General features: G+C 52.2%; 16 protein-coding genes. All 16 read right to left on the bottom strand.

Annotated features, from left to right (window positions below):
* Positions 1 to 79 precede the first annotated feature (79 nt).
* On the bottom strand, positions 80 to 3,721 hold the full coding sequence (locus tag KK062_RS13400; RefSeq protein ID WP_254084815.1) for a sensor histidine kinase: 3,642 nt from the start codon (positions 3,719 to 3,721) through the stop codon (positions 80 to 82).
* Between the two features lie 47 nt (positions 3,722 to 3,768).
* Positions 3,769 to 4,152, bottom strand: a complete 384-nt coding sequence (locus KK062_RS13395) for a DUF983 domain-containing protein (protein ID WP_254084814.1) — start codon at positions 4,150 to 4,152, stop codon at positions 3,769 to 3,771.
* Positions 4,112 to 4,369, bottom strand: a complete 258-nt coding sequence (locus KK062_RS13390; protein WP_254084813.1) for a hypothetical protein — start codon at positions 4,367 to 4,369, stop codon at positions 4,112 to 4,114. The genes KK062_RS13395 and KK062_RS13390 overlap by 41 nt, the downstream gene beginning before the upstream one ends.
* 10 nt (positions 4,370 to 4,379) lie before the next feature.
* The gene (locus KK062_RS13385; protein ID WP_254084812.1) at positions 4,380 to 4,922 is read right to left on the bottom strand and encodes a DUF420 domain-containing protein; all 543 of its coding nucleotides are present in this window, start codon (positions 4,920 to 4,922) and stop codon (positions 4,380 to 4,382) included.
* 6 nt (positions 4,923 to 4,928) lie between these two features.
* Positions 4,929 to 5,423, bottom strand: a complete 495-nt coding sequence (locus tag KK062_RS13380) for a hypothetical protein (protein WP_254084811.1) — start codon at positions 5,421 to 5,423, stop codon at positions 4,929 to 4,931.
* 81 nt (positions 5,424 to 5,504) lie between these two features.
* On the bottom strand, positions 5,505 to 5,846 hold the full coding sequence (locus tag KK062_RS13375) for a cytochrome C oxidase subunit IV family protein (RefSeq protein WP_254084810.1): 342 nt from the start codon (positions 5,844 to 5,846) through the stop codon (positions 5,505 to 5,507).
* A gap of 36 nt (positions 5,847 to 5,882) precedes the next feature.
* The gene (locus KK062_RS13370) at positions 5,883 to 6,629 is read right to left on the bottom strand and encodes a cytochrome c oxidase subunit 3 (RefSeq protein ID WP_254084809.1); all 747 of its coding nucleotides are present in this window, start codon (positions 6,627 to 6,629) and stop codon (positions 5,883 to 5,885) included.
* A gap of 70 nt (positions 6,630 to 6,699) precedes the next feature.
* Positions 6,700 to 7,284, bottom strand: a complete 585-nt coding sequence (locus tag KK062_RS13365; protein ID WP_254084808.1) for a cytochrome c oxidase subunit 3 — start codon at positions 7,282 to 7,284, stop codon at positions 6,700 to 6,702.
* A gap of 18 nt (positions 7,285 to 7,302) precedes the next feature.
* A complete protein-coding gene (cyoE, locus tag KK062_RS13360) occupies positions 7,303 to 8,199 on the bottom strand; it encodes a heme o synthase (protein WP_254084807.1) in 897 nt (298 codons plus the stop codon).
* The gene (locus KK062_RS13355; RefSeq protein ID WP_254084806.1) at positions 8,196 to 9,209 is read right to left on the bottom strand and encodes a COX15/CtaA family protein; all 1,014 of its coding nucleotides are present in this window, start codon (positions 9,207 to 9,209) and stop codon (positions 8,196 to 8,198) included. The genes cyoE and KK062_RS13355 overlap by 4 nt, the downstream gene beginning before the upstream one ends.
* Positions 9,210 to 9,298: 89 nt before the next feature.
* Positions 9,299 to 11,200 (bottom strand): cytochrome c oxidase subunit I, encoded by a 1,902-nt coding sequence (locus KK062_RS13350; RefSeq protein WP_254084805.1) that lies wholly within the window; start codon positions 11,198 to 11,200, stop codon positions 9,299 to 9,301.
* A gap of 33 nt (positions 11,201 to 11,233) precedes the next feature.
* The gene (locus KK062_RS13345) at positions 11,234 to 12,304 is read right to left on the bottom strand and encodes a cytochrome c oxidase subunit II (protein WP_254084804.1); all 1,071 of its coding nucleotides are present in this window, start codon (positions 12,302 to 12,304) and stop codon (positions 11,234 to 11,236) included.
* Between the two features lie 15 nt (positions 12,305 to 12,319).
* Positions 12,320 to 13,711: a quinol:cytochrome C oxidoreductase gene (locus KK062_RS13340; protein ID WP_254084803.1), complete on the bottom strand. Its 1,392-nt coding sequence runs from the start codon at positions 13,709 to 13,711 to the stop codon at positions 12,320 to 12,322.
* Positions 13,712 to 13,767: 56 nt separating this feature from the next.
* A complete protein-coding gene (locus KK062_RS13335) occupies positions 13,768 to 14,394 on the bottom strand; it encodes a c-type cytochrome (RefSeq protein WP_254084802.1) in 627 nt (208 codons plus the stop codon).
* A gap of 16 nt (positions 14,395 to 14,410) precedes the next feature.
* Positions 14,411 to 14,941 carry a DUF3341 domain-containing protein gene (locus KK062_RS13330; RefSeq protein ID WP_254084801.1) on the bottom strand — a complete coding sequence of 177 codons (531 nt, stop codon included), beginning with the start codon at positions 14,939 to 14,941 and terminating at the stop codon, positions 14,411 to 14,413.
* Between the two features lie 22 nt (positions 14,942 to 14,963).
* Entirely contained in the window at positions 14,964 to 16,340 is a 1,377-nt protein-coding gene (gene nrfD, locus KK062_RS13325) for an NrfD/PsrC family molybdoenzyme membrane anchor subunit (protein ID WP_254084800.1), read from the bottom strand.
* Positions 16,341 to 16,368: the final 28 nt, after the last annotated feature.

Raw genomic sequence — 16,368 nt, 5'->3', positions numbered from 1 at the left:
GCCCAGGCCACGCCGGGTTGCACAGAAGGTACCGATGTTTTTTTGAAAAGTTACAAAGGGGGTCTCTCGTTTTATCAGACTAGACCTGGGAGACAGGCAATTCGATAAAAAAGGTCGTGCCCCGGCCGAGCTCGGTCTCAAACCAAATACGCCCCTTCATCTGCTCGATGGCCTGCTTGGCAATGGCCAGGCCGAGACCCGACCCCGACTGCTTGGTGGTAAAGTGGGGGAAGAAGATGCGGTCCGCGACTTCCGGCTCGATGCCCTTGCCGTTGTCCTGGAAGGTAATCACGATACCGGCGTCGGTTTTCTGCAGGCTTACGTGGACGCTTACCGGCTCGGAAAAGCGCGCGGCCTGAAAGGCATTCAATATTATATTCGAGAAAGTCCGCCCCAGCAGGGCCTCGTCTCCTACCACAAAGACTTCCTTGAATGGCTCGCGGAAATGGATGACACCGGAGTGGCTATGTAAATCTACGATGCGCCGTACGAGGCTCATCAGCTCGAAACGGGTGTTGACCGGCTCGGGCATTTTGGCAAAAGCGCTAAACGACGAGGCTATATCATTCAACGTATCTACCTGGGTGAGCAAACTCGACACAGCCTTGCCGGTCTTTTCGGGTGATGCTGTTCCGCCTTGCACCGAGCGCTCCAGTTGTTGCAGTGTCAGCTTCATGGGTGTAAGCGGGTTCTTGATTTCGTGCGCTACCTGCTGGGCGATTTCCCGCCAGGTGCGCTCGCGTTGTGTCTGCTCCAATTCGGCCTTGCTTTCGCTGAGATTGTAGAGCATTTGATTATACTCTTTCACCATCATGCCGATCTCATCGTCCGACCGCCATACCAGCGGCTGGTTGGTTTTGGTCAGCGACGTCTTGCGCAGCGACTGCGTGATAAACTCCAACGGGAACGTCAGCCACTTCGATACAAAGTACGCCAGCACCACCAGTGCCATGAAGATGATGGTGAAGATGTTCAGGATGGTGGCGAGAATGTTTATCTGCACTTTCTCCAGCGAGGCAGCCGAACGGAAGAATGGAATCCCGAGGATGCCGGTAAGCTCACCGGTCACAGGCGACTTGAGCGCCGCATACGACACCGAGTACTCCAGCGAACCGATCTGCTCCTGCTCAATAAAGAGACGTTCACCCGCTTTTACTTTCTGCCAGGCCTGGGGGTTCATATAGTGCGAGACGATGTCGTTCTCGACAATCAACGGCTGACTGGTGGCCCGCAACTGCCCGTCGGGTGTATAGACATTTACGTCGAGGTTAGCCAGTGCGGCCAGGCTGGCGACCTGGTTCTCGAAGCCAACACCGCTTTCTCCTGTGCCTTCCGCCGCATCGCTCAGGAAACCTGCCAGCTGCTGCCCTACGCTGCGAGCCTTGCTGAGGTATTCTTCGTTCAGTTGGTTTTGCGACGAGCGGCTGATCAGCTGCAAGGTCACGACGCTGACAATGATCAACGGCAGGAAGAACGAGGCGTTCAGCAACAGCTGAATGCGCGCAGAGAAGTACAACTTATCGCCTTGTATATAATTAACAACGCCCTGCACGACAATAAAGATCAGGATGAGCATGAGCCCCAGTGTCATGAGAAAGGAGAAGTCGGCAAAGCGGGCCATCCACGGCTCGTGCTGGGATGTGACCACTGCTACGCGTCCGTTCGAGTCTTCCTGGGCAATGTGATCATAACCATCGATCTCGATACCGGTCTGGTGGATCTCGGGGCTTCCGAGCCAGGCAATGTCAAATTGCTGGTCGTAGTTGTAGTTGCCGGAAGTATACAAAATGCGATTGCCCGCGAGCACGGCATAGCTCAGCTCCTGGTTTTCATAGAACTGTTGGATGCGTTTGTCTACGAGCAGCTCGGGATAGACGCTCTCGGGAATGACCTTTTTCAACGACAGCTCCAACACCACATATCCCACGATGGTGCCGTTGCGGCGGATGGGGACGCGCACCAGGTATTGTTGGGCCGCATCGCTGGTCGGATCGCTGACGTAATACACACCTGCGTAGTCCGTCCGGTAAGCATCCTGGTTGTATTGGGCCAGCAGCTCCGAGAATGTTACCGGCGCATAATTGGACAGCGGTTCACCGGCGGTGCTGAAGAGATAGATGTCGACATCGTATTTATTAAAGTAGACCGGCATAAACACCTGCCGGATCTTCTGCCGGATCGCATCGCGACTCAGGAACGGACTGCCTAACCGCGTTTGAATGAATACGTCCTGGGCAATGTCGTTGGCCGTTTCGGCGAGTAAATATTCACCAAAGTAGTCGCGCTCGATGAGGAAGTCAGCCGCAAAGCGGAACTGGTGTTCGATCTTCTCCTTCTCGGCGAAATACTGCAACGTATACGCGCCATTGGCCGCCAGTACAAACACGGCGATGAATAAATAGGCAAACGTGGCAAATCCCAGTCGCCGGAGGCTGGCATACAACCGCAGACTATACACCACTGTTACGTAGATTATCGTGGTAACGATTGTCGAACGAAACTCCTGCCCCGTCAGTGTGTTGATGCCCGCAAAGATCGCCACGGCCACCAGGAACGATAAGATCAGCCGCAGCCGGTTACGCTCGGCGGCCAGCAACCGAATAAAAGCATGGGCAAAATAGAATGTGCAGATACCCGATAGCAGCACGGCTGTAAACGCCATGAGCTTCATGGCATCGGGTTGTATCAGCTGCGCAATATCGAGCGATAGCGACGAGTTGTTGTATAAAGTCTGAATTACCACAAACGGAAACAGCAGCGCGAACAACACGCAAAGCGCACACACTACATTCCAGAGCCACGCAAATGCTTTATACCGGAAGCGCCACTGCGCCCCCTTGAACCGCACATACTGCCGGAAGACAAATACACAGACGACTAAGAGCGACAGCTCGTTCAGCACGAGATCGCCCAGAGAAGCATTGAGGGAGTCGGAAGCAAAGACCTGTGGATTAAACGCATCGGAGGCAAGGATTGTCGCCGGGAAATTAAAATGTACCATCGCTTGTCGTATGCCTAAAAATGCCAGGTATAACAACGCCACGGCCACTTCGCCATAGGGTATATATACTGCTAGCTGGTACAACAAAAGATACAACATCAGCATTGCCAGGGCTAACAAAATAACCGCGGCCACACGGGTGCGCTGGTATGCGGGAAGCCCGTCGGGAAAGTTGACCTTAAACGGGCAATGACCTTGTATACAAACCGGAATGCCCGTCGGCGCCGAAGGCTCCAGAATCGTTACGTTGCCGTTGGGGAACAGACGCGTATTCCACGAGGCGTTTAGATAATTATTGGTGATGGCATAGCGGCGGTACAGCGGCACGATGCCGATCAGAACGCTGCCATCCGGCCGGTTGCGCTTTTGCGCCAGGTAGTCACTGTTGCCGGCCTTAAGCAGTTTGATCAAAAATGTATCAGACACCGAGGCATACGTGGGCACAAAGGAATTATCCGTCCAGGCTACTACCTGGCCGTTGTTATATAAGAAGAAAGAGCGATAGGAGTCTTTGGGGGCCGCGAGCACCGAGTCGCGCTGCCACCGTGCATCTACCTCGGCCAGCTCCAGCCCGGTATTCTCCACGGCACGCGCCAGTCGTGCCGACAGTCGCTCGGTTGTCGAGCGCGTGTCTGACTGGTTCGACGTGTAGACCGATACCAACCCGGCGACGAGAAATACAACGAAGGCAATAATAAGTTTTACGATGCCGGATCTCATTCTCCTAAATTAACCACCAACAGCGTGCCAATCCATGCGCCCATGCGCTATTTTTTGGATGGATCGTAACCAATGCCGCCAAAGAGGTAGAGATACAAGATACGCGAATAGCGGTAGTTCAACGGTATAAACAGCACCATGATGCCGATGAATACACCGATGTGAAACCACTCGGACTTATCGGGAAAGAAAAGAAAGAAGATAATACTGAAGGCCACCAGGAGTCCCACCGTAAAACCATAGCCCACGTACATGGCACCTTGATAAAAACCCGGCTCGGGTTCCAGGCGCACGCCGCAATGCGGGCAGAACTCGTTCATCGCGTTAAACTTTCCTGGCTTTTCCAAAATGGACCAGGTAAAGATTTTGCCTTCGCGGCAACGGGGGCAGTTACCCTGCAGTAATGCTGTCAGTGAGCTCTTTTCCGCCATTTCGGCTTGATTTATACCACAGATATCCTAAAATGCCAACCGCCAGATACGGAATGCAAAGCAGGTACAATATGCCGGTGTTGATACCCGCGGCAATGCCCGCGTGCCCATTGGAGAAGTTGTTTTCCAGCGTCGTGCGGCACATGGCGCACTGCGCAGCTACTTCGTGCAGGCCACCTGCCACGGTAAAGAAGAAAAGGATGATAAGCTTTTTCATACGGCCTCTTTTAGTGTTGAGGATAATACGGACTAATCATTAAATAAACGATCACGCCGGTCACGGCGACATACAGCCAGATCGGAAAAGTTACCTTAGCCAGCTTCCGGTGACGGGCAAAGTTACCCGACAGTGCGCGTACATACGAAAACAGTACGAACGGGATCACAATCACCGACAGCAGAATGTGCGAGATCAGAATACCGAAGTATACATAGCGGATAGGGCCGGTGCCACCATACGGCGTAGAGTCGCTCGTCATGTGGTACAATACATACATCACCAGGAACAATGCCGAGCAGAGCATGCAGATCTTGATCAGGCGCTCGTGCAACACGCGTTTGCCATTCTTAATCGCCACTACCGCGGCGATCAACAATACGGCGGTGATACCATTCATGCTCGCATAGATCGGCGGCAGGAACGACAGGTCGTACCCAGGCACCTTCACACCGAACAGCACTGCTACAGCGATCGGAATGATCACGGACAATGCTATGATCAATTTCTTGTATGGCTCTTTCTTCTGCTCCACTTCAATCACGTGTTCCATAAGAGATCAATATTTTTTAAAAATAATGGTTAGTTCGGTTAGCATTCTGTCGATGTCTTCGCGATCGCTCGCGTTGTATTGCCCCCGGATGGTGCCTTCTTTGTCTATCAGCACCAGATTAGAAGATTCAGGCAACAGAAACACACACTTTCGCAGCGTTCTGTTTAGTGGGGTCTGGTTGGTCATCAACCTTCGGATAAAAGATATATCACCAAACTCTTCTTCAACCCGTTTTAGCTGATTGCTGCTTTCTTTGTTCAATTCCCCCACCGCAAGTAACACCATACTGTCTTTGCCCATTTGTACGTATTTCTGCAAAGCACTATCGGGCACATGGTAAGGGAAATTTACAGCCCCACATTCGGTGGCCACCCCCTCTTTCGGTGCCACCTGGTACAGCGGTTCTACCGCGAATTCGTTCCTGCCGAAGTATTTCAAAAACACAAAAATACCGGTCGGCAGCACCAGTGCTATCAGCAATAATATCCCTTTTCCTTTCATGACGATCTTCCTCCCTTTCGTGAAAAAACAGAAGGCTTAAGTGTTGAACCTAAGCCTTCCGTTGTATACTATTCTTTCATGTTAGTGGAAGAACCGTGCTACGGAGATCTGTGTGCCTTCATAAATAAAGGCTACCAGCATCCATACGACAAATACCAGCGGAATGAGGATCGACCACATCAGGATCTTTGCTTCGTAGCGAAGGTGCATAAACTCGCCCACGATATAGGCTGCTTTCACGATTGTCATGATGATGAAGATCCATACGCGCACGTCTTTGTATTCGTGTGGAACGGTGAAGGCTACGGTAAACTCCAGGAGTGTGATCACCAACAGGATACCCGCGGTCATCCACAGCTTTTTAATCTTCGCTGCATCCGGAGGGATTACGGTAACATGTGTAGTTTCTTCAGAATGTGCCATGTCTATTCAGTTATATAGGACGTTGATCGATCGGAATTATACCAGGTAGAAGAAGGTAAATACAAATACCCACACCAGGTCTACAAAGTGCCAGTAAAGGCCTACTTTCTCCACCATTTCATAGTGACCACGACGGTCGTATACACCCATTACGGTATTGTAGTAGATGAGGAAGTTCAACACCACGCCCGAGAACACGTGCGTACCGTGGAAACCGGTGATGAAGAAGAAGAAGGCCGCAAAGTCGCGCGGACCGTACTGGTTATGTGTCAGGCTGGCACCGAAGTACGTCGTACCGTCTGCTACGGCAGCGCCGGCTTCTGCACCGTGGATAAAGTGTGACCACTCCCATGCCTGGCAACCCAGGAAGGTAAGGCCGCCAAGGATCGTCCACAACATCCATTTCTCAACGGCTACGCGATCCATGCGGTGACCGGCTTCTACTGCCAGTACCATGGTGACCGAGCTCATGATGAGGATAAAGGTCATGATCCCCACAAACACGAGGGGCAATTCCACGCCGTGCAGGAAGGGTACTGCTTCGAATACTTTTTCGGGAATGGGCCAGTACGATGCTGAAAATTTAAATGCTTCAACGGTGCCTGTGTACACCTGGTGCGCAGAGCGAACCATGCCGTAGGTAATGAGCAGTGCGGAAAACGTAAAAGCATCCGACAGCAGAAAGAACCACATCATGAGTTTGCCATAGCTGGCGCCCATGGGTGATACTCCGCCATCCCAGGCGCTCCGTCCCGGAGCCGTTGCTACTGAGGTACTTGCCATATTCTAAGTTAAATTTTCAGGTTTAAAGTTATCTTCTGTTGGTTAAATACTGCGTTTCCCGCTCTCCTTGCTACTTATTCAGCAACAGAAAGACGAACAAATATAGCCAAAGAACGCCCAAAAAGTGCCAGTACGTAGCACACATTTCGAGTGTGTTCATATTGTCCTTGTGTACGCGTCCCCGCATGGCGGCATTCAATACAATGGCCAGCACCACTACTCCGCTGATCAAGTGTAGCCCGTGGGCACCACTCAATACATATACAAAGGAATGAGAAACTGCTCCGCCGGTAAAATGTTCGTGGAAGCCAACCATCTGGGAGAATGCCATAAACTGGCCCACCACAAAGGCGATCCCCAGGATAGTCGTCACGCCGAGAGCAAGTTTCACCTGCTCGGTCTTGTCTTGCCTGGCTGCCCGTACAGCCCAGATCATGGGTACACTGCTGGCCAGAACAATGACGGTATTTACCCAGAACATGTCCGGCAGAATAATCTCCGACCATCCCATGTCACCGCGCTTCACAATGTAGGCGCTGGTCCATGCACCAAAAAGCATCACCACGGTAGCCATAAAGAGCCACAACCCGAACTTCCTCGGATTCATCGACCTCGGCTCCCGGGCCTCTTCTACGATCTTAATATCTACTGCCATACGTATTCCTCCCCTCTCTCAAAGTTTATCTAACAAGTATGCGATCTGTACGATCGGCAAATACAAAAACGAACCGAACATGATCTTCAGCGCGGCCTTGCGGTCGCCCGAACGCATCAGTGAAAAGGTCTGTGCAAAGAACAATACACCGCATACCGTGGCCACGATAGCCGACAGTGTACCCGTAATGCCGAACGTTGCCGGCAGCAGGCCCATCGGGATCAGGAACATGGTATAGATCATGATCTGAATGGCGGTGTTCAGATCTTTCTGACCGCCGGAAGGCAGCAGCTTAAAGCCGGCCTTTTTATAGTCTTCATCCGCTACCCAGGCGATGGCCCAGAAGTGCGGGAACTGCCAAATAAATTGTATACCAAAGATGATGAGTGCCTCGTGTGAAATGGCGCCCGTGGCGGCCGTCCAGCCTAACAGTGGTGGCAGGGCGCCCGGAATGGCACCGACGAATACAGCAATCGGCCCGACACGTTTTAGCGGTGTATAAACAAAGCTATACAGCACCATCGACAGAATCGACAGTGCGGTAGTCAAGGGATTGGTGAAGGCGATCAGTAATGAAATGCCGGCTAGCAGGCAAAGGATGGAAAAGACAGTAGCTTCCTGAACCGATAGCCGCTCCGTGGGAAGCGGGCGCACCAGCGTGCGGGTCATGAGCTTGTCGAGGTCTTTCTCGATAATTTGGTTGATCGTCACAGACGCACCCGACAACAGGAACCCACCGGTGAAGACCATCGCCAGGGTAAACCAGTTGATCTGCGGTGACGCCAGCACATACCCAAACGCGCAGGAGAAAGACACCAAAAAGGAAAGTCTGAACTTCAACAGCTCCCAATACGCCCGGGCTTTGGCCCCCGCGAGAGTCGCTCCTGGAAGTGAATGCGTTTGTCCGGCAATCATGATAGCGCAGCTACAGGTTTTTCTTTTCTATTGAGCTTTAGTAGCAACATGAACTGGAGTCCGAACGTAAGCGACGCCAGCAACAAATGCACCGGCTGAAGATACGGCGGCACAGCAAACCAGGCCATGCTGACACCCGTTAAAATGGTGCCCAAAATTAGCACGATTAGGGTAAGCAGGAAAGCTTTTGCCCCGTCAGTTTTGCGCAATTTCAGGATTAATCCGACATGCAGCAGAAGCACAATCCACGAGAACGAACGGTGTAGAATAAAAGCATCGCCGAGGTTCGCGATCCACTGCTCGCGCACCGCATACGTGGCCACTTCGTCGAGGGCTTCGCGCACTTGCGTGCCCAACAGCACCTGTACCAACAGTACCCCCATGCAGGCCAGCAGCCACCAGAAGCCCGTAGACGAGTCAATCATGGTGGCGTAGCTGGCGCGGTGTACCAGGTAAAACAACATTGCTACCAGGAGCAGCGCCAGGAACATGTGCACGGTAATCGTCCACGGCGTCAGATTTGTCGATACGACAAACGAGCCAATCCAACCCTGAAAACATACGAGCAAAAACGACAGCAGCGATACAGTCGTAAGCCGCGGCTCCGTACGCCGAAAGCGAATGGACGAAATAAAAACCGCCAGGATCAGGAAACCAATGATCACACCGGTAAGACGGTTGAGATACTCGATCATCGTCTTGGTGGGATTAAAGTCGGCTTCTTGTAAGACGGTGGGATCTTTCAGAATCTTGTCGGCCGTTTCATCCATGCCGATGAGGTGCAGATACTTCGCAAACCGCTGGTTTTTCTTTTCGCGGTGGGCGGCATAGATCTCCTTGTAGTTGTCTGGCAACGACTCGACGGACGTAGGCGGTACCCACTGGCCAAAACATTTCGGCCAATCGGGGCAACCCATGCCCGAACCGGTGCTGCGCACGACACCGCCGACCAGGATCAGCACATAGACGGCGATCAGCGTAGAAATCGTTAGCCTTCGAAAGGACCTCATGAATCGTTTTAAAAAGCTCAGGGTTCCAGGCTGCGGTAAGATGTTGCCACCTTTCCCTGCGGAGCCTGGAACCCTGCTATAAATATCTGTTAATGGTTGCCTTCCAGCTTGCCGCCCTGGACGATGATGTCATCTCCGGAGGTGCTTTCCAGCTTAATCAACTCGGTTTCGTGCGGAAGGTTGGATTCCGGCGTTTCCGAGAACGGTATGGTCTGCGGGATGAAGTCATCCTTCGCGCCCGGCTTGCTGTAGTCATAAGGCCAGCGGTACACCGCAGGGATCTCACCAGGCCAGTTGCCGTGACCGGGGTTGCGCGGTGTAGTCCACTCCAGCGTGTTGGAGTTCCACGGGTTGGCCGGAGCCAAACGACCACGCCAGATGCTGTAGAAGAAGTTGAACAGGAAGATGAACTGGGCCGCCAGCGTCAGGACAGCCGCGACAGACACCAGCATGTTCAGGTCCGCGAAACCGCTGAAGGTCTCGAAGTTTGTCCAGGAGTAATATCTTCTCGGGAAGCCGGCGATACCAATGTAGTGCATCGGGAAGAACACCATGTATACACCGACAAATGTGATCCAGAAGTGAATGTGACCCAGGCGATCGTTCATCATGCGACCGAACATCTTCGGGAACCAGTGGTAAATACCCGCCAGCATACCGAAGAACGAAGCGCTACCCATTACCAGGTGGAAGTGGGCTACGACAAAGTATGTATCGTGCAGCTGAATGTCGATCGCCGAGTTACCCAGGAAGATACCGGTGATACCCCCTGTCAGGAAGAACGACACCAGACCGATCGAGAACAGCATGCCCGGCGTAAAGATGATGTTACCCTTCCACAGTGTTGTTACATAGTTGAAGATCTTAACCGCCGAAGGTACCGCGATAATCAGCGTCAACAGCATGAAGATCGAGCCCAGGAAGGGGTTCATACCCGTTACGAACATATGGTGTGCCCATACGATGAACGACAGGATGGCGATGAAAAGCATGGAACCGATCATGGCCTTGTAGCCGAAGATAGGCTTGCGCGAGTTGGTTGCGATGATCTCAGACGAGAGACCCAGCGCGGGCAACAATACGATATATACCTCGGGGTGACCGAGGAACCAGAACAAGTGCTGGAACAATACGGGGCTACCGCCGTCGTGTGCGAGGGCCTCACCACCGATGTAAATGTCTGATAAATAGAAGCTGGTACCAAAGCTACGATCGAAGATCAGCAGCAACGCAGCAGCAAACAATACGGGGAACGACAGAATCCCGATGATGGCCGTGAAGAAGAAGGCCCAGATCGTCAGCGGCAACCGGGTAAACGACATACCCCGCGTACGCATGTTGATCACAGTCGAAATGTAGTTGATACTTCCCAACAGCGAGCTCACGATGAACAACGCCATTGCCACCAGCCACAGGGTCATACCCAGGCCGGAGCCCTTAATGGCTTGCGGCAGGGCGCTCAACGGAGGATATACTGTCCAACCACCTGCCGCAGGGCCGGTTTCGAGGAACAGGGAAGTGAACATGATCACGCTGGAAGCAAAGAAGAACCAGTATGACAGCATGTTCATAAAACCAGAGGCCATATCGCGTGCACCAATCTGCAGCGGAATGAGGAAGTTCGAGAACGTACCGCTCAAACCGGCGGTCAGTACAAAGAACACCATGATGGTACCGTGCATTGTCACCAACGCCAGGTAAAACTCAGGATCGAGCTTACCTTCGGGAGTGATCCAGCCGCCCAGGACCGGCTTCAGCCAATCCAGGTTCATGTCGGGGAAACCGAGCTGCAGACGGAAGATTACCGAAAGCGTACCTCCCAACAGTGCCCAGAAGATACCGGTGATGAGGAATTGCTTACCGATGATTTTGTGATCTTCGCTGAAGATATACGTAGTCCAGAAGTTACCACCGTGATGCTCGTGGTCGTGATCGTGACCATCGTCGTGGTGGTGTACGTCTTGGTGAAGGTGGATATCGGTTGTTGCCATGTCGTTGATAAATCTTGATTGGAAAACTGCTTCTTATTCTTTCACTACCGCTACACCGGCGCCGGGGTCAGCCTGCATACCGGCTTTGATCATAGCGGCCTCCTTCAATTCCGCCGGCACCTTGTTCAGGTAATCGGGGTTTTGTTTCAGCCAGGCCTCTTGTGAAGCCTTCCAACGCTCGTAGGCCTCCTGCTCTTCTACGATCACTGACATCTTCATCGAGAAGTGTCCACGACCGCAGATCTCTGTACAGGCCAGTTCATAATTGAAATTCGGATTGCCGAGCTCGTCGCGCATTTGCTCCGTAGTCTTGGTCGCCTTGAATTTAAACTGTGTAGGCATACCGGGCACAGCATCCATCTTCACGCGGAAGTGCGGCAGGAAAACGCTGTGAATAACATCTTTCGCTCGGATCTTCAGGAGAACCTCCTGCCCTACCGGCAAGTGCAGTTCCAACGACTTGAAGTCGTCGAACGAATTCTTGTCGCTCAGGTCCAAACCAAATTCGTTTACCGCGTCGATCAGCTTATAGTTCACTTTACCCAGCGACTTGTCTTTCACACCCGGGTAACGGGCCGTCCAGGCAAACTGCTGCGCGATCAGCTCGATCACCTCAGCATCTTTCGAGGCAGGGCCGGTGATATCGTTCCAGGTACGCAGGCCGGTGAAGATCAGCAGGGCCAGTACAATGGCCGGGATGATTGTCCAGGTAAGCTCCAGGTAATGGTTGTCCGGGAAGAACTTCGCACGACGCTCCGGGTTGTAGCGATATTGGTAAAGGAACACGAACATGATGATCGAAATGATCACGAACGCGATTACGGTGATGGCCATCGTAATCCAGAAAAGTCTATCGGTCTCCTTGCCGTGCACAGAAGCAATCGGCAATGTATACAGATGGAAACGGGTAATCGAATACCAGAAGAAAAGTGCCAGACTCCCTACGAGGAAGACAACGAAGAGTACAGCGTGTATCCCATTGTTGGGACTTACTAACTCCGCCTTCTTTCCCTTCGCGATGCCTACTAAAGTGCTTATCCGGAAGATCAGGAATAAAATTCCGAGGACCAGAACAACACCCAGAACAATAATCAAACTCATCATAGCGCTTTCTATAAATTAAATGTGGTGACCAAGGCTTTCTTGTAACATCGGATGGTTCTTGCCGACCAGCGGCAATTTTGTCAGGCTTCCCAGAACCACGAACAGGTATGCTGCCGTGAAGATCAGGAAGGTGCCAATCTCCAGGAGACCAACGCCACCGTCGTGCTTCATAACACCCGGCGTTACCATGTTGAAGAAATCAAACCAATGTCCAACGATAATGATCGGGCAAACCAGCTTCAGCATAGACAGTTGACGTTTCGATTCGCGTGTCATGAAAAGCAGGAACGGGAGAACAAAATTCAGGATCAGGTTGAGATAGAAGATCCAGCTATAAGGGCTGTTTTTCATACGCTCAATGAAATAGACAGTTTCTTCAGGAATGTTGGCGTAGTAGATCAGCAGGAACTGAGCAAACCAGATATAGGTCCAGAAGATCGAGAAAGCAAAGCAGAATTTACCCAGGTCGTGCAGGTGGTTGGCGTTCACCACTTTCAGGTAGCCGGCCGACTTCAGGCTGGCAACGATCAGAGTGATAGCCGCCAAACCGGTTACCCACCAGCTGGCGAATACGTACCAACCGAACATGGTCGAGAACCAGTGTGTATCGATGCTCATAACCCAGTCCCACGCCGCGACCGACGAGCTCACGCCGAAGATGATCAGGAATACAGTAGAAACTACACGGTTTTTATACCAGTAAGTTGTCGACGCATCGAGATCTTCGTCCATCATGTTTTTTCTGATCTTGGTCAGGAAATAATACCACAGACCAAAGAAGATGACCATACGGGCGATGAAGAAGAGCGGAAAAGTACCACCGGCCAGGGGCCAGAAGAAGAACGGTGCTTTTTTGTTGATAAGCTTATCGAATTGCGCACCTGCCTGATCATACAGGTAGCTATGTGTCCAATGGAAGATGTCGTGGCTGGTCAGGAACCAGAGCACGAGGGTCAGAATACCGGCGATCGGAATCCAGGTGCCCATCGCCAGGGGAATACGCTTCACGCCGGCCGACCAGCCTGCCATGGCAGCGTATTGAATGGCTACGAAAAACAAACCGATTATACCGAGGCCTACGAAGAAGATGTTGTTCTGCCACAGCGAGGTATACAACCGCTTCAGCCAGGTTGCCGTTTCGTGATGCTCGCCGGCGGCATGGGCATCGTGGCCATGATCTTGGGAAGCGGCCGCGCCATGGTCGTTGCTGGCGACCATCTTCTCGGTGTGTAGAGCTCCGTGGTGCCCCTCTTCGTGGTGCCCACCTTTACCTTCTTGGGTGATTGCAGACACGAGGCCGATGGCGAAGAGCAGGATACCTGCAAAGAGCAGGTAAAAAAGCTTCCGCTTGGTCTCCGGTCTGAATACATACTGTTCGTCAGCAACTTCTACGTGATGATGAGCCATTGTTTTATCGTTATCCGTGGTCGGTTCTCTGTTTTGATTCTCTTGCTTCTACCCTACTATTTCTGCAGCGTCTTGACATACTTGGCAATCTTCCAACGCTCCTCTACACTCACTTGTGACGCGTGTGACCACATCAGGCCTTTACCCATGGTGATAACGTGGAAGATGTGTCCCTCGCTGATGTTCTTCAACGCGTCAGACTTGTAGTTCGGAACACCGGCATACTTGTCGGCAACCTTACCGTTGCCTTCGCCTTTCGGACCGTGGCAGTGGTCGCAGTACATTTCATACAGCACTTTGCCTTCGCCCACGATCGCCGCCGTAGAGTCCAGCGGGTTCTTCTGCGTAGCGGCCGCAAACGCCAGGCTGTCCTTGCCCAGGCGGTACGGCAACCAGCCTTGCTTGTTACGAGGCACGGTATTGGCCGCAGGCTCGCGCAAGTTCATGCGATATTTACCGTTCAATTTATTCGAGTTGAAGTACTCGGCGTGACCGTCCGGATACTCGATCGACGTTACCCAACGTCCGGCATCTTCGTCAACGATTTGGGTATAGGGCTCATAGGCTACTGAGTGATACATGTTGGGGGCATATTCCAACCCCTGGTTGTCTCCACCCGCTCCACATGAAGCCAGAAGCATGGCGGCAGACATTCCCACAAACAAGGTTTTTACAAAACGCATGGTTAGTATACTATGATTATTCAAAATTCTTTTCATTCACTTCAGAAGCACCGGCATCGCGCAGGATGCGGGCAATCTCGTCTTTGCTCTTGCCGCTGTTCAGCGCCAGGTCGATCGCCATCACGTGCTTGTCGTTTGTGCTGCGGATGTCGAACTGACGAGGCCATTTGTACGGCTTCAGGTCGCTGATGATCATGAATGTCGCCACCATGCCCAGGGCCGACAGCAGTACCGTCAGCTCGAACGTAACCGGAATAAAGGGAGGCAGGGACGCAAAGTTCTTACCACCGATAATCATTGGCCAGTCGTAACCCAGCATCCAGATCTGCATGGTAAGGGCCAGGGTCGTACCGGTCAGGCCGAACAGAAAGGCTGCGCGCGGCAGGCGCGAAGGCTTCAGCCCGAGAGCACCGTCAATGCCGTGCACCGGGAACGGTGAAAATACGTCGTGTATCTTCAATCCGCTCGTGCGTACCTTCTGGATGCCGTCCAGCAGGACTACCTCATCGTTGAATACGCCTACTAAAAAGTTCTTATCTGCATTCATTTTCTACTAGATCATTTAAGGCTTAATGCGATACTTTTTCAGAGTCTGTTTTCACAATGCTTTTCACTTCGGCCATGTTGATAACCGGGAAGAATTTCGCAAACAGCAGGAACGCCGTGAAGAACAAACCGAAGGTAAACAGGTACTCACCAATATCGTACATAGTCGGATGGAAGTATGTCCAGCTCGACGGTACGTAGTCACGGTGCAGCGAGGTTACGATGATCACGAAACGCTCGAACCACATACCGATGTTCACGACGATCGACAGTACGAACGTAGCCACGATGCTGGTACGGATCTTTTTGACCCAGAACAGCTGCGGAGAGATTACGTTACACGTCATCATCGACCAGTATGACCAGGCATAAGGGCCTTGTACGCGGTTGTAGAAAGCATATCCTTCGTATTCAACACCTGAGTACCAGGAGATGAACAGCTCGGTGATATACGCGATACCTACCACGGAACCGGTAACGATGATGATGATGTTCATCAGCTCGATGTGGTAGATGGTAATATAGTCTTCCAGTTTAAATACAACGCGGGTAATGAGCAACAGTGTCAATACCATCGCGAAGCCTGAGAAGATCGCTCCCGCAACGAAGTACGGCGGGAAGATTGTCGTGTGCCAGCCGGGGATAACCGACGTTGCAAAGTCCATGGATACGATCGTGTGAACCGAAAGTACGAGCGGTGTAGAAAGACCGGCCAGGATCAGGGCTACAGCTTCGTAGCGCATCCAGGTCTTGGCGCCACCTTGCCAGCCGAAGCTCATGGCATTGTAAATCTGCGCACGAACCATGCTGCCTTGTGCCACCGCGCGGTCGCGGATGGTAGCGAAGTCAGGAATCAGACCGATATACCAGAATACAAGCGATACCGTGAAATATGTCGAGATCGCAAATACGTCCCACAGCAGCGGCGAGTTAAAGTTCGCCCAAAGTGAACCGAAAGCGTTGGGCAGCGGCAGCGCCCAATAGAAGCCGAGCCAGAGACGGCCCATGTGGATCAATGGGAAAGTGGCCGCGCAAATAACGGCGAAGATCGTCATCGCCTCCGCAGCACGGTTGATGGACATTCTCCACTTCTGACGGAACAGCAAGAGGATCGCCGAGATCAGCGTACCGGCGTGACCGATACCAACCCACCACACGAAGTTGGTGATATCCCAGGCCCACCCTACTGTTTTATTCAATCCCCATACACCGATACCGTTCCACAGTACAGTGCACACGCAATAAAGACCGTAGCACAGTACCACGAGGGAAATAGCAAACGCCAGCCACCATGAACGAGGCGGCTTGTTTTCTACGTGCCGGGAGATATCGTGCGAAACATCTCCTACGGTTTTCCCGCCGGTTACCAGGGGATCGCGAACTGATGAAAAAACTTGCATTTATCTAAAAAGTTTTCCGTTTTCTTTT

Source organism: Dawidia cretensis (assembly GCF_018598175.1).
In the GTDB taxonomy this organism is placed as follows: domain Bacteria; phylum Bacteroidota; class Bacteroidia; order Cytophagales; family Cyclobacteriaceae; genus Ohtaekwangia; species Ohtaekwangia cretensis.
The sequence above is the reverse complement of the archived record's forward strand: the minus strand, read 5'-3'. Positions and strand labels throughout refer to the sequence as shown.

Coding starts and splice junctions, on each gene's coding strand:
- KK062_RS13400 (WP_254084815.1), bottom strand. CDS start 3,721: ATGAGATCCGGCATCGTAAAACTTATTATTGCCTTCGTTGTATTTCTC.
- KK062_RS13395 (WP_254084814.1), bottom strand. CDS start 4,152: ATGGCGGAAAAGAGCTCACTGACAGCATTACTGCAGGGTAACTGCCCC.
- KK062_RS13390 (WP_254084813.1), bottom strand. CDS start 4,369: ATGAAAAAGCTTATCATCCTTTTCTTCTTTACCGTGGCAGGTGGCCTG.
- KK062_RS13385 (WP_254084812.1), bottom strand. CDS start 4,922: ATGGAACACGTGATTGAAGTGGAGCAGAAGAAAGAGCCATACAAGAAA.
- KK062_RS13380 (WP_254084811.1), bottom strand. CDS start 5,423: ATGAAAGGAAAAGGGATATTATTGCTGATAGCACTGGTGCTGCCGACC.
- KK062_RS13375 (WP_254084810.1), bottom strand. CDS start 5,846: ATGGCACATTCTGAAGAAACTACACATGTTACCGTAATCCCTCCGGAT.
- KK062_RS13370 (WP_254084809.1), bottom strand. CDS start 6,629: ATGGCAAGTACCTCAGTAGCAACGGCTCCGGGACGGAGCGCCTGGGAT.
- KK062_RS13365 (WP_254084808.1), bottom strand. CDS start 7,284: ATGGCAGTAGATATTAAGATCGTAGAAGAGGCCCGGGAGCCGAGGTCG.
- cyoE (WP_254084807.1), bottom strand. CDS start 8,199: ATGATTGCCGGACAAACGCATTCACTTCCAGGAGCGACTCTCGCGGGG.
- KK062_RS13355 (WP_254084806.1), bottom strand. CDS start 9,209: ATGAGGTCCTTTCGAAGGCTAACGATTTCTACGCTGATCGCCGTCTAT.
- KK062_RS13350 (WP_254084805.1), bottom strand. CDS start 11,200: ATGGCAACAACCGATATCCACCTTCACCAAGACGTACACCACCACGAC.
- KK062_RS13345 (WP_254084804.1), bottom strand. CDS start 12,304: ATGATGAGTTTGATTATTGTTCTGGGTGTTGTTCTGGTCCTCGGAATT.
- KK062_RS13340 (WP_254084803.1), bottom strand. CDS start 13,711: ATGGCTCATCATCACGTAGAAGTTGCTGACGAACAGTATGTATTCAGA.
- KK062_RS13335 (WP_254084802.1), bottom strand. CDS start 14,394: ATGCGTTTTGTAAAAACCTTGTTTGTGGGAATGTCTGCCGCCATGCTT.
- KK062_RS13330 (WP_254084801.1), bottom strand. CDS start 14,941: ATGAATGCAGATAAGAACTTTTTAGTAGGCGTATTCAACGATGAGGTA.
- nrfD (WP_254084800.1), bottom strand. CDS start 16,340: ATGCAAGTTTTTTCATCAGTTCGCGATCCCCTGGTAACCGGCGGGAAA.